The following is a 13,026-nucleotide window of genomic DNA, read 5'->3' as shown; positions in this document are numbered from 1 at the left end:
TTCAGAAACTATTACTTTTATTTTAAAAGAAAAAAGACTGTAGGCAAACTCGAAATTTCGAGTTTGTCTACAGTCTGAAAGGAAGTGTCTAAGGCACTTCCTTTTTTTATTGAATATTTAAATTTCACCCAAATGGATTTTCCGTGTAAATATATAAGCTCCGGAAAAATACATTTTGGTTTTTCTATCCCAATCATCTTTTTGGTGATTAGCAATCATGAGCAGAAAAACAAAACTCCTAAGAGGTTTTATATTATATTTTTCTTATTTCCTACTGTCATTACTCGATTAAAGCCTATTTCAAATTTCTAGTAAAACATAATTTATTATGACTAGAAAAAATAGAAAAGAGGTACCAATCATGCGTCGTCCTAGAATAGGATTGTGTTATCCCGGTTATCGTTACTGCGGACCAGGTTGTTCAGGGCCCGGTGCACCAACAAACCCAGTTGATGCTTGCTGTAAATTTCATGATGAATGCTATCTGAAGAATAGTAATAAAAGATATTGCGATCGATTATTTCAACAATGTTTATCTTCCTATACCCATTCCAATAGTAAGATGGGAAGAGATGCAAGATTTTTTTCTAGAGCTATCAACTTAAAAAATTTTTTCTTTTAATAGAAGGGAAATCCGTTCTGCTGGATTTTCCTTTATCTTTTGCAAATAGACATTATGACAAAGTAGGCACTTTTTTAATCGTTAATAATTGCCCCTCTTGTACGAATAATTGACTTGGTTCCGTCAATTCGTGTAATAAAATGTTGGATTTCTTTTGTACTTTCAATTCAACACGATTGGAATTTAAAAGATTTGCTACTTGAACTGTACACACTTTATAAGGTGCCATATGATTTTGGATATATTGTAAAAGTTCTCTGACCTCCCACACTTTTTCTACACCATTAACAATTTCCACTTGAACAGGGAAATCAAATCCAGGTATTGTTTCAACCTCAGCCTCCGTCATATCAAGGGAACCATTCCCTAAACCCATTTTTTGATCGGATGCTAAATATAAATAATTTGTCATTGACTGCTTCTCCTATTCTACTGTTCTGTTATCCCTAATTTTATTTTTAAATTATCATAAAAATATCGATTATTTCAAAAATTCGATATGATATACTATGGAATAAAAATAAATAATAAAGAAGGTTTCCATATGAAATATAGTTTTCGAAACGATTATAGTGAACTATGTCATCCTATTATTTTAAATGCATTGAATAAGGCAAGTAACGAGCAAAACGTTGGATACGGATTAGACATGCATTCGGAAAATGCGAAACGATTAATTAAAGAGAAATTGGAAAGCAATGATTGTGATATTCATTTTGTTACAGGAGGTACACAAGCAAACGCTTCCGTCATTTCCCACATACTTCGTCCTTATGAAGCGGTACTTGCTTGCCATTCCGGTCATATTAACGTTCACGAAACGGGTGCTATTGAAGCAACAGGCCATAAAGTTTATACCGTTCCTGGACAAGACGGAAAACTATCCCCTAAAGATATTGAAGATGCATTAACTTACCATCAAGATGAACATATGGTGAAAATCGGGTTGGTTTATATTTCCCAATCGACGGAAATTGGGACAGTGTATACTTATGAAGAGCTAAAAGCATTATATGAAAGCTGCAAACAAAACAACCTCTATTTATATATCGATGGGGCACGTCTATCAAGTGGACTTGCCGCTAGTGATGTGAAGTTCAATATGTTAAAGAATCTTTGTGACGTTTTTTACATAGGTGGAACAAAAATAGGTCTGTTAAGTGGAGAAGGAATTGTCATCTTTCATGATAAATTAAAACCGTATTTCCGTTATCATATTAAAAATAAAGGAGCTATGCTTGCCAAAGGATTCGTCGTAGGGATTCAATTTGAAGCTGCTTTTAAAGATGATTTGTATTTTAAAATGGGGCAACATGAAAATGAGCTAGCAAGTTTTTTAAGTCACGAATTAAAACAATTAGGTGTGCCTCTTTTAAGTGAATCACCGACAAATCAAATCTTCCCTATTTTCCATAAAGACGTTGTTAATGCATTAAAGGAAATGTATGAATTTGAAATTTGGGAACGTGTTGAGGATAAAATTGCAATTCGTTTCGTTACGTCTTGGTTTACTACGAAAGAAGTTTGCCAGGAGTTAATGGAGGATATTAAAACACTTATTCAAAAATAATGAAAAAAATCATCCATTTAGATGGACGATTTTTTCATTATTTATCGAGGAAAATCAACCACTTGCCCCCTATTAGGAGATTATCATTTTAGTTCCCTACTAAAGTTTCCTTAATAAACTTTTTCTTGCTTCGTGTTCAATTTTACGATCACAATCTTCGCATGAAAATCTTCCGTTCATATTTCGTTTATATAAATTATACTTTCGAGTTCCTTCGATTACATGAAATGGCTGCTTACAAAAAATACACTGTAGCTCGTAGCTAATCAAGCTAATCCCTCCTTAATTTGCGATGAAGCCTTTTTAGAATACAAGACAATATATAATAGTAATGCAAACAATACACCTAATAGCCCAAAGGATATCGTCGTAAATTGTAATGTAAACCATTCTGAAAATAAACCAATAATCAAAGTAAATAATATTTGAATTGTACTCTGAAAAATATTTGCAATACTGCCGAAACGTCCCATTATTTCAGCTGGGACACTAACTTGATAAAACGTATTGTACCCTGCATTACTAAATGCCATAAAGAAACCTAATGCCACAAAGCTTATTAACGCCAAATACATTGTCGATGAGCAGTAAAATAACGAATAAAAGAACATCGTTAAAAATAAACCGTTTGCGATATATTGCCGACTTGTAAACTTATTGGCATATTTTGCAGCGACTATTCCACCTACTATCGCACCGACTCCTGCCACACTGACCATCGTCCCATATAAACTATCTGATAATGCCAATTGCTGCTTGATAAAAGTAGCTTCCTGGGAATCAAGCGCATGGGCAATCATTAGTGTTAACTGGAAAAATAAAAATATCTTTATGAATAAGCTATCTTTTTTGACAAAACCCATGACCGTCACATAATCTTCCTTAAGCAATTTCCACGTCATCGGTGGCTTCACCGCTTCAGCTGGTTCATCAACATTTGGTAATCGATAAATAGCCCAAGCGCAAGTAAAGAACGTTAAGCTATTCACCCACATAGCGACGAATGTATCGAACAATAAAATAAGTCCCCCTGCTAGTGCTGGTCCGATTAAAAAGGAACCCGAATTAAACATACCTAATAATGCATTAAATTGTTGTTTTTCTTCATTTGGTACAGCTTTCGTAATATAGTACGTACTACTTGGAGCAAAAAAACTACTTGCAATATTCGCCATAAAAAGAAGAAGATAAATGAGCCATATGGATTCCATAAAGGGCATCAGCAATACAATAACCCCTCGACTTATATCACTTAAAATCATTAGTTTCCGCTTATTCGAACGGTCAATGATTGAGCCTGCAATAAAACTCGTTAAAATTCGAGCGATTGGTCCAACTATATAAATTCCCGCCATAGCAGCTGGTGATTCGGTTAAATGCCAAACAAATAAATTTAATGCCACTAGGTATATCCAATTTCCTAAATAAGAAAACCCAAACCCAAAAAAGATTAAATAATACTTCCGAATCATTTTCATTTTATCGCCCCCTAATGGAACTAGCTCATAGTCATTCGTATTTTCTATTCAGGAGAACAATGAATATCGACACTTTTTTCCAAAGGGTACGATAGGAACTTTAAATCATTGGTTCGCTTCTTCAAATTTCAAGTAAACAAAACTCGGTTTGTTCTATATGGATAATATTAACATCAGGTAGTCATTCTGTATATTGTCAAAATTCCGAACATTATAATAAAAGAGGTGAAGAAACAACATACCGTTTTCCTCTACCTATCATTTAATGGCTCATCTTTTTTAATTAATATTCTTTTTTACTACTGTCTTCTTCTACTAATATAGGAGATGACAGAAAAAATCTTTAGGTATTTTTACTTCATTCTATTACTCTTCATACTATAAAAGGAGTATTTCTGATTTTACCTCTTAAACAACCACTTTTACAATGTAACGGGAAAAGGTGATAGGCAAACCATCCTTCGTTGCATTCTGTTCAAATATCCTCGAGATTTCAAGTAGATCATTTTTTAAAATTCTTTTATAAATTGAAGGATGTTGACCAAAACAACGCAGTTTAATGACATCTAATGCTGAGTGAAGATATTCTATACAATTGATGATTTCAATTTTGAAGTCGGAGAATTGACACTGTTCAAGTTTTTGGGTAATCGAGGTCAAGATGGGAGTTCCGATTGATGGTAAAAAAAGATTAGGAAACAAAAGGGATAATTCTTTGCCCATGTCATCCCCAGGATGGAGCCCTAATATTTCTCCCTTTGTTTTTACGAGATTTTTTAGTTGGAGGTAGGCCGAAGTTGGCCCCTTTCTAATATAAGCACAATCAAATTCGTTTCGCTTAAAAGGTAAACCTATCTTAACATTTCCAATAACAAAGGATACATTAGGTTTTTCATTGTTCTGTCCTACTTGGATAAATGAATCGGTTACATCAAAGCCAACAATCTCCTTTGCCACCGAACTACATTGAAAGGTAAATGAACCATCTCCACAACCAATATCCAATACTTTTTTATTCGCTATTATTTGATTCACTTCATGCTCAAAAATGGTTTCTCCATTTGGTTCTGTAATGGTGGAATTCCAAGGATAGGTGTATTCATTTTGAATTTGACTAAGTTGTTTGTACCAGGCGATTGAATGGGGCGGCAACCAATTCGTAAATGTCGTAGGATTCGTTAGTACCATTTTTTCCTCCTTAACCTAAACCTCTATTACTTTTTAATTGATATGTTTCTTACTCCTTGTTTTTCTGTAACTACCTACTAATAACTTTCAACAACAAGAGGGGTAATCCTTCTCGATTATTAATTTTCAAGTTTTTATTTCAGATAATTATCTCCTATTTTCCTTTTACAAACTAATAAATAAAGGATTTGAAATGGAAATTCGTTAAGTTAACAAGCTTGATAAATAAAAAAGTTCAACCAGAAAATCGGTTGAACTTCATTAGGTGTTCTTTAAAACGCAAAGGTTAATTCTCCGGAGTTGTATAAACCAGTTACAGCACCGATGACAAGTGCAATAAGGATAACGAGTGCTGGATGCCATTTCAATTTTTCAAGTAATAAATAACTTCCTACTAATAAAACAATTGTATAAATGACTCCTAGACTAACTACGCTGTCTTTTGCAAAATCAAATGTCATGACACCGAGTAAAACAGCAATAACCGGTCGTACGATAATGCTTATATTTTTTACTTGTGGTTTATCCTTGTATTTCAGTAACACGGCCATTAACAGCAACATTAAAATAATAGACGGGGCTACTGTAGCGAACAATCCTATGAAACTCCCAAGGAGACCCCCTTCTGTATAACCAATGTATGCAGCAAGTTTCGTAGCAATCGGTCCAGGTAATGAGTTACCAACGGCTAACACTTCACTAAATTCCTGATTGGTCAGCCAACCGTAATGGTCTACAACTTCTTTTTCTACTAACGGAATAGAAGCTGGACCACCACCATAACCTAATATGCTCGAAACAAAGAAGGCCCAGAATATTTCCCAATAGATCATTCCTTTGACCCCCTTTTACTAATGGGAATGAAAACGTAAATAATGAAAGCTAAGATCACAATTGCTGGATGGATATGAAGGAATTCTGTTAACAATAAGGCACTAAATATAAGAATTGATCCTTTTACCCAGCCGAGTGTTTCCCCCGATTTTTTTGCAAAATCCCATGTCATTGTTGCAAGCATTACAGCAACTACCGGTACTACGGACATGGACATATGTTGAACCCATGGTATATCTTTAAATTTTTGTAATACTTGCAGTAAAAAAATAATGATAATGGCAGTAGGAGCAACCGTTGCAAGTAAGGCACCGATACAACCTACGACACCGGTAACACGATAACCAATATAACCACCCATTTTCGTAGCAATAGGTCCTGGAAGCGTATTGGCAATCGCTAACGTATCTGAAAATTCCTCATTGGACATCCATTTATATTTTTTTACGGCTTCTTGATGGATAAGGGGAATGGCAGATGGACCCCCTCCAAAGCCTAACATTCCAACTCGAAAGAAGGCGACTATTATATCCCAATTTCTTTTCCAATATGGGCGTGGCGGTTTAGAAGTAAGGGACTCAGGTGCTTTTTCTTTCTCTACTGTTTTTACCAAGCCGCTATTGCTCCATCCGTACGGGACTCTGTTCCACCTTGTAATACGCCCGTTTCTGGATTTCGCCAAATTATTTGACCACGCCCAAAACTACCACCATCCGAAGTTACACGCACATCATGACCTTTTCGTTCGAGCGCCTGAACTAAATAGTTCGGGAACTCCGGCTCCACGTGTACCGTTTTCCCGTTCATCCATTGCCACCTTGGCATATCCAATGCCGCCTGTGGATTCAATAAATAATCTACTGTGTTTGTTACAACCTGGAAGTGTCCTTGGGGCTGCATATAGCCTCCCATGACACCAAACGGGCCAACTGCTTGATTGTCCTTCGTTAAAAATCCAGGGATAATCGTATGGTAAGTTCTCTTTCCAGGCTTTAACACGTTCGGATGGGACTCATCTAAACTAAAGTCTGCACCGCGATTTTGCATCGAAATTCCTGTTCCAGGAATAACAATGCCCGAACCGAATCCCATATAATTACTTTGAATATATGAGATCATATTCCCTTCTTCATCTGCCGCAGCTAAATAAACTGTACCGCCCTTTACTAATTCAACCGGTTGTGGATCAAGAGCCACATCCCCTATCATTTGGCTCCGTCTTTCTGCATAACGATCTGACAACAATTCTTCAGCAGAAATCGGCATTTCTTCCGGCTCTGTAATAAAAGCCTGACCATCTGTAAAGGCAAGTTTCATCGACTCAATTTGATGATGAATCGTTTCCGCACTTTGCCATTGAGGCGAAGGTAACTTTTCGAAAATATTTAAGGCCATTAGAGCTACCATCCCCTGGCCATTTGGAGGAATTTCCCAAACATCATAACCTCTATAATTAGTCGAAATCGGCGTCACCCATTGTGGTTCAAATTGACTTAAATCATCTTTAGATAAAAAGCCATTATGCTGTTTCATAAAATTATCTATTTTATCAGCTAGCTCTCCCTCATAGAAAGAACGAGCATCTGTTTCCCCTATAGACTTTAATGTGGCCGCATGACCTGGTGATTTCCAAACCTCCCCTATTTCTGGCGCTCTTCCATTAGGAGCAAAGGTTTCAAACCATGCATCAAATTCTTCTGTCGTAAAGCTTGTTTTAAATTTGTTATAGGCACTACGCCAATATTTACCTAAAATTGGCGTTAACGGATATCCTTCTTCCGCATAACGGATTGCTGGTTTTAATGATTCGAGTAAAGGAAGACGTCCGAAACGTTTCGCTAATGCTGCCCATGCAGCAGGAACACCTGGAACTGTAACAGGAATAACACCATGAACCGGCATTTTATCATAACCGCGTTCCTTTACTGCAAGAGCCGAAATAGATTGAGGAGAAGGACCGGAAGCATTTAATCCATGTAATTGATCCTTCATCCATACTAATGCAAAAGCATCTCCACCGATTCCGTTTGAAGTCGGCTCAACAACGGTTAAGGCAGCAGCTGTCGCAATCGCTGCATCAATCGCATTCCCACCCTTTTGTAAAATTTCTAACCCAGCTTGTGCTGCTAATGGCTGTGAAGTGGCCACCATCCCTTTTTTCGCAAAAACAGTATGTCGTTTTGATACGAATGGATGAAATAAATAATCCATAAACATTCCTCCTTTATTGATCTGCTATTTTCGCTGCCCATATTTTGAAACAGGATTTTCCTATTTATTGAATTCCTCTAAAAACAAAAAATGATTGAAAAACTTTTGATAACAATCACTACGATTATGAAAACCGAATTTTACGAACATTTGTAAACCACATTTTCATTTTTACTTACTTATTGTTCCAAACAATTTAAAATGATTATACGTTATAAAAATCTAAAAATCTATAATAATATTTGATTTTTTAAAAAATTCACTTTACCCTTCTAAAACATTTACTAAAAAAACTCATCGAAATTATCCGATGAGTTTTTAGGTAGATTATTATAATTTTAAACCACGTCTACTTTTAAATCGACGGAGTAAGATATGGCTTTCCACTCGAGTAATACCTTCTAAAGCGTATAATTCTTCATTTATAAATCGTTCAAGGGCTGGGAAATTATCGACTAATACATGGGTATGTAATGTAGAAGGTCCCGTCATTTGATAGCAGCTAGCTACACTTGGATTTTCCGCCAATGCCTCTGCTACTCGAACGAGGGAACTTGGCTCACAGTCTATTTCAAAAAATGCAGATACCTCTTTCCCGACTTTTGAGCTATTGATGACTACGGTAAATTGCTCGATAACACCGTCATCCATTAATTTAGCAACTCGTTCACGTACAGCAACTCGTGAAAGTCCCAATTCTTTAGCGATATCAACATAAGATAAACGTCCATTTTCAGTTAATAACGACAATATATTTTTATCGATTTGATCCACTTCATCTCCTCCATCCGACTTTCCTATTTTTTTATATTATACGAGAAAATTTTCCAAAATGATAATTTTCCACGCCTTTTCATTCCAATTAGAAAGATTATAGCTCTTTTTTCAATCAAGATGTAAGAACAACCTTTACTTGCCCTCCCTATTATTTAAATTTGGAAATAATAAAAGGAATTTCTGCTAAATCATCTATTGTATTATCGGTATTCACATTATAAGTGGCACAATCTTTCTTCCAAATTGTCTTCATTCCAATTTTTTGGCTAGCTTCGATATCATTGCGAGGATGGTCACCAACAAACACACATTGGCTAGGGGAAACGTTTAGTTTCTCCATTGCTCTTTTGAATATTTTAGGATGAGGCTTTTTTATCCCTTCCCATTCTGAGATCACAATTGTTTGAAAATATTCTTCAATTTCTAGTGCCTTTATATTTGCCATTTGAAAATGACCTCTTCCATTTGTCACGATACCTAATAAAAGATTGTTCCTTCTTAATTCCTCTAACACCATTTTGAGATGAGGAAACGGAACGCAATAACGGTAAAATTCAGTAATGTAATCTTCATACAACTCTTGCCATGTTATTTTTGTTATACCCATTTCCATTGTTAATTGTTTGTATACATTATCTTTCCAAACGTATCCCCGATTATCGAGTTCAAGGAACCGCTTAACATATTCTTCTTTTCGAACCAAATGAAAACTTGTACATAACCGTTCATATTGATCTTCAACAAAACGCCTCACCGATTCATCCCGATTAAGTAACGTCCCATCTAAATCGAACAAAACAGCTTTGATCATTCACACCCACTCCTAAAGAAACGATACTATTTTATTTCTCCCTAGATTTATAAAACCCCTCTATATAAAAGGTCACAAGCAAATCATTATTGTGATATATTCATAGTCTGGAAATTATGTTATGGTAGATTATCGACAACTTTAGATGAGAAGGTGAAGATGATGCTAGAAGTTAGTGAAAGTAAATTATCAAAATATATTATCCATTATGTTGCGGATACCCTTGTAACCGGCGAAGAAGTATATTCTCAACCAGAAGTTATGCTCGAAGCCGCTTTTACCCAATTAGCTTTTCATAAAATCGATTTTGAACAACAATATGAATTTTTCCATGAAACGGATATTGGATTAAATGAAATTTATACTTATGTAACATCCATCTTTAGACAAAGTGATGACTTTCTAAATCAATCAAAAAATATCGCTACACATTTACAAAGTGCATCGCAACATCCAAATATTAAAGGTGGCGAATTATTTATTGGTTTATTTGAAAATTGCATGATGCCAACTGGTGCAAAAAAGGTATTAGCAATTGTCAAAATCGAAGAAAAAGAATTATTTTTAGATGTGAAAAATGAAGATAATAAGCTCATCGTAAATGGTATAGATGGCATTAACACAAAGAAAATAAATAATATGGCCATCATTATTGACATGGGACCTGATGAGGCGCCGATCGTCTTTATTAAAACGAAACGTAAAGAAGATGTCGTTTACTGGCAAGAGCGTTTTTTAAAGATTAAAGTAGCCGATGAACATTACCATAAAACGAACTTAGCATTAACGGAATGTAAAAAATATATTTTAAAAGAAGAAAGTTATTCTAATACGGAGAAGTTAGGTTTATTAAATAAAACTCTCGATTATTTTAGAAATGAAGAGGAATTTCAAGTAGATAACTATATAGATTCAGTATTTAAAAAAATGGATGCAGCACAAAAAGACATTATTGTGAATTCTGTTAAACCGTATGAAACCGTCATATCCGACACTGCAATTGAAAAGGTTGAAAAAACATATAAACGAAAAATTAAACTTGATTCGAATATTGAAATTCAAGTAAATGTCCAAAACATCGAACAAGTCGATGAACTCATTGAAATTGGTTATGATGAAACGACAAATCGAAAATATTACAAAATTTATTTCCAAGAAGAATTATAAATCGATCACAACCATGCCCCAACTCGAATTTAGAGTTGGGGTTTCATTATAGGGTCGAACGAATATCTTTCATAAATAAATCCCACAGCTCAAAAAGAGATGTGGGATGTTAGCTTTGAATAAAATTTATGTATTGGAATAAAAATGCTACGTTTATGTACCGAAACATCTACTTTGATTGTTCGATTATTAAAGATTATTTAAATCATTTTCACCGACAATACTTACCCAGATTTCGGCTACATTCGGATCAAAGCCATCTGTCAAATCGAGTTGAACGCGATAGTTATTACCAGGTAAATAACGATCATTGAATGTCTCATAAGAAGTATTTAAAACTGTACCATCAATGTCTACCTGCTCTACCAATACTTTAACTTCATTAACTTCTTTTTCACCGGAAACGTAAAGTTCGATAAATAGTTCCCATTCATAATCATAATTGAGTTCCGTCCAACTATCTGCTATTTCAACACCATTCACTGTACTTGTATCGTAATAACTTGTTGGCAAATACGGATCTTCATATAAATAATCTTCATTGTATTCAGCATCTTCTCTGTACCCGTATTCATCATTGTACTCGTATTCTTCATACGAATTAGTAGAATTACCAAAAATTTCGTCCGAATTTACAAAGACAAAAAAGAATAAAAATGCTCCTAATATTAATAAGTAAAGTACAAAAAAGCTTCCGAAAATGATTAAATAAGCTCTAGTAAATGATTTACGTGGTTCCTTCTTTTCAAAGAATGCCCAGTAAATAATAAACCCAATATTTACGAAAGGAATTGCTAAAAGTAGTAGTGTAATTAACCAATATTTTAAACCGTATTCATTCGGTGTTTCGTCATTTGGTTTTTGTTCCGCTACTGCTATTACTTCTTCCTCTACGCTGTTTGTTGATGATTCCTCATAATTTGGGGGTACCGACATTATATTCCTCCTGATTGTTTATTTTTCCTTTAAAAGGCATTTATTAAGACCGATTCATTTTAACATTCAATAATTGGTAAGTAAATATTCCTGAAGTTAATTTTTAAAATGTAGTCTTTTCAACTATTTTCACAAATAAGAATCGATTCTACCCATATCTGTAACTAAATAGGGATTATCTTTCCTCATTTCTTCGACAAGAACTTCTGCTTTCGTACGATTATCCATTAATATTTCTAACTCTCGTTGGGTAATCCCAACTAATTGCATAAATTCGACTTTACCATGGACTGTATTTAAGCTTTGTGCTTCAGTATCGTTCACGACTAATAACGCTGTAATATTGGAATTAGTACCTATATGAAGGGAACTTCCATTACCCGCTATAAATTGAAACGGCTCAAAAAATCGGTTTTGAGTGAAAGTATATTTCGCAAGGTTGGATAACATATCAATGGCCCACATACAATCTTCATTTGTTTCTTCTTTAAGTTTTATCGTCATTTCATATCCCCAGCGACTCCATTCACCACCGAATGCTTCTTCATTTGTATAAAGTTCTGTCATTCCATAAGTAAGTAAATGTTTAAATCCTTTAGGTGAATCATAAATACTAAATCCATCTAAATATTCATCACCACCGAATATCGCACGGGAATGGAATAGCGTTCCATAATGCGCAGGATTTTGGTTTGGATAAAGTTTACCGAAAACTGAATCGATTGCTTCCCATCCTGGTGCCCAATCTTCCTGCTCTGCCGCAAGCCTTTTATACTCTTCAAGTTTCATTTAGCCCCTCCCCTCCTATTCTTTTCATTATTATTTTTATTTTCGGTTAAGATCTTATTTTTTTCATTTATTTGTTTCAAAATTTAAAACCTCCCAATATAAAATGGAAGCAAAATCTTATTAAACCGATTTAACTAAAGAAAATACAGCTGGAAGAAGGGTAAACAGTAGGAAAAAGACTACGGGTAAAATTGTATTAATCCCACCACTTTTTTGAATATTATTCTTTCGACTTTCTATATCATGGTAAGCCGCTTTTATTTTTAATATTTTCTTACTAACAAATGTTAAATAAAGTTTTTTACCATATACGAATAATAGCACTCGAATAATCATGCTTATAAATATAGTTAAATTAATATTATCATTTGTTAATAATGCTACCGAAAATATTGTTATGAAACTTATTAAATTATAACCAACAAAGATAAAGAAAAAGTATAAATATAACTTTCTCCATAGTAACCATTCAAAAGGAAAGAACAATGCGATTATCACTGGTTTCCATTTATTGCTCATATAGAAATCTACACTGTCACTAATAAACAGTTCATATTCTTCTTTTTTTACTATAGTTTTCTCGTTTATCTTAATAGTATCTACGGAAATCAGCTCCTTTGTATTTATAAAAAGAATTCGATTC

14 protein-coding genes are annotated in these 13,026 nt (G+C 34.5%); 3 read left to right on the top strand and 11 right to left on the bottom strand.

What is annotated here, in order from left to right:
- The first annotated feature begins 361 nt into the window (after positions 1–361).
- Positions 362–622: a Parvovirus coat protein VP1-like protein gene (locus H9636_RS06725; RefSeq protein ID WP_225230114.1), complete on the top strand. Its 261-nt coding sequence runs from the start codon at positions 362–364 to the stop codon at positions 620–622.
- Between the two features lie 52 nt (positions 623–674).
- Here the strand turns inward: H9636_RS06725 and H9636_RS06720 are convergent, their stop codons facing one another.
- On the bottom strand, positions 675–1,034 hold the full coding sequence (locus tag H9636_RS06720) for a hypothetical protein (RefSeq protein WP_191706850.1): 360 nt from the start codon (positions 1,032–1,034) through the stop codon (positions 675–677).
- 132 nt (positions 1,035–1,166) lie between these two features.
- Between H9636_RS06720 and H9636_RS06715 the strand changes: the two genes are divergently transcribed.
- Positions 1,167–2,192: a threonine aldolase family protein gene (locus tag H9636_RS06715; protein WP_191706849.1), complete on the top strand. Its 1,026-nt coding sequence runs from the start codon at positions 1,167–1,169 to the stop codon at positions 2,190–2,192.
- Positions 2,193–2,458: 266 nt separating this feature from the next.
- On the opposite strand, the gene H9636_RS06710 is transcribed toward H9636_RS06715, so the two are convergent.
- The 7 genes from H9636_RS06710 to H9636_RS06680 all read right to left on the bottom strand — a co-directional run bounded on the left by H9636_RS06710 (position 2,459) and on the right by H9636_RS06680 (position 9,491).
- Positions 2,459–3,670 carry an MFS transporter gene (locus H9636_RS06710; RefSeq protein WP_191706848.1) on the bottom strand — a complete coding sequence of 404 codons (1,212 nt, stop codon included), beginning with the start codon at positions 3,668–3,670 and terminating at the stop codon, positions 2,459–2,461.
- Between the two features lie 408 nt (positions 3,671–4,078).
- Positions 4,079–4,858, bottom strand: coding sequence for a class I SAM-dependent methyltransferase (locus H9636_RS06705; protein WP_191706847.1), 780 nt, complete (start codon positions 4,856–4,858; stop codon positions 4,079–4,081).
- Positions 4,859–5,130: 272 nt separating this feature from the next.
- The gene (locus tag H9636_RS06700; protein ID WP_191706846.1) at positions 5,131–5,691 is read right to left on the bottom strand and encodes a chromate transporter; all 561 of its coding nucleotides are present in this window, start codon (positions 5,689–5,691) and stop codon (positions 5,131–5,133) included.
- Positions 5,688–6,221, bottom strand: coding sequence for a chromate transporter (locus H9636_RS06695; protein WP_318241002.1), 534 nt, complete (start codon positions 6,219–6,221; stop codon positions 5,688–5,690). The genes H9636_RS06700 and H9636_RS06695 overlap by 4 nt, the downstream gene beginning before the upstream one ends.
- A 77-nt stretch (positions 6,222–6,298) precedes the next feature.
- Positions 6,299–7,903, bottom strand: coding sequence for a gamma-glutamyltransferase family protein (locus H9636_RS06690; protein WP_191706845.1), 1,605 nt, complete (start codon positions 7,901–7,903; stop codon positions 6,299–6,301).
- A 330-nt stretch (positions 7,904–8,233) separates the two neighbouring features.
- On the bottom strand, positions 8,234–8,677 hold the full coding sequence (locus tag H9636_RS06685; RefSeq protein ID WP_318241001.1) for an Lrp/AsnC family transcriptional regulator: 444 nt from the start codon (positions 8,675–8,677) through the stop codon (positions 8,234–8,236).
- Between the two features lie 151 nt (positions 8,678–8,828).
- A complete protein-coding gene (locus tag H9636_RS06680) occupies positions 8,829–9,491 on the bottom strand; it encodes an HAD family hydrolase (RefSeq protein WP_191706844.1) in 663 nt (220 codons plus the stop codon).
- 162 nt (positions 9,492–9,653) lie between these two features.
- Here H9636_RS06680 and H9636_RS06675 point away from each other — a divergent pair, with 162 nt between their 5' ends.
- Positions 9,654–10,658, top strand: coding sequence for a nucleoid-associated protein (locus H9636_RS06675; RefSeq protein WP_191706843.1), 1,005 nt, complete (start codon positions 9,654–9,656; stop codon positions 10,656–10,658).
- A 189-nt stretch (positions 10,659–10,847) separates the two neighbouring features.
- On the opposite strand, the gene H9636_RS06670 is transcribed toward H9636_RS06675, so the two are convergent.
- From H9636_RS06670 to H9636_RS06660, 3 genes are all read right to left on the bottom strand, one after another.
- On the bottom strand, positions 10,848–11,594 hold the full coding sequence (locus H9636_RS06670) for a hypothetical protein (protein ID WP_191706842.1): 747 nt from the start codon (positions 11,592–11,594) through the stop codon (positions 10,848–10,850).
- 129 nt (positions 11,595–11,723) lie between these two features.
- Positions 11,724–12,383, bottom strand: a complete 660-nt coding sequence (locus H9636_RS06665; RefSeq protein WP_191706841.1) for a suppressor of fused domain protein — start codon at positions 12,381–12,383, stop codon at positions 11,724–11,726.
- 120 nt (positions 12,384–12,503) lie between these two features.
- Positions 12,504–12,926 carry a hypothetical protein gene (locus H9636_RS06660; protein WP_404817742.1) on the bottom strand — a complete coding sequence of 141 codons (423 nt, stop codon included), beginning with the start codon at positions 12,924–12,926 and terminating at the stop codon, positions 12,504–12,506.
- Positions 12,927–13,026: the final 100 nt, after the last annotated feature.

Source organism: Ureibacillus galli, from assembly GCF_014836845.1.
In the GTDB taxonomy this organism is placed as follows: domain Bacteria; phylum Bacillota; class Bacilli; order Bacillales_A; family Planococcaceae; genus Ureibacillus; species Ureibacillus galli.
Note: the sequence above shows the minus strand (reverse complement) of the source record. Positions and strands in the feature narration are given on the sequence as shown.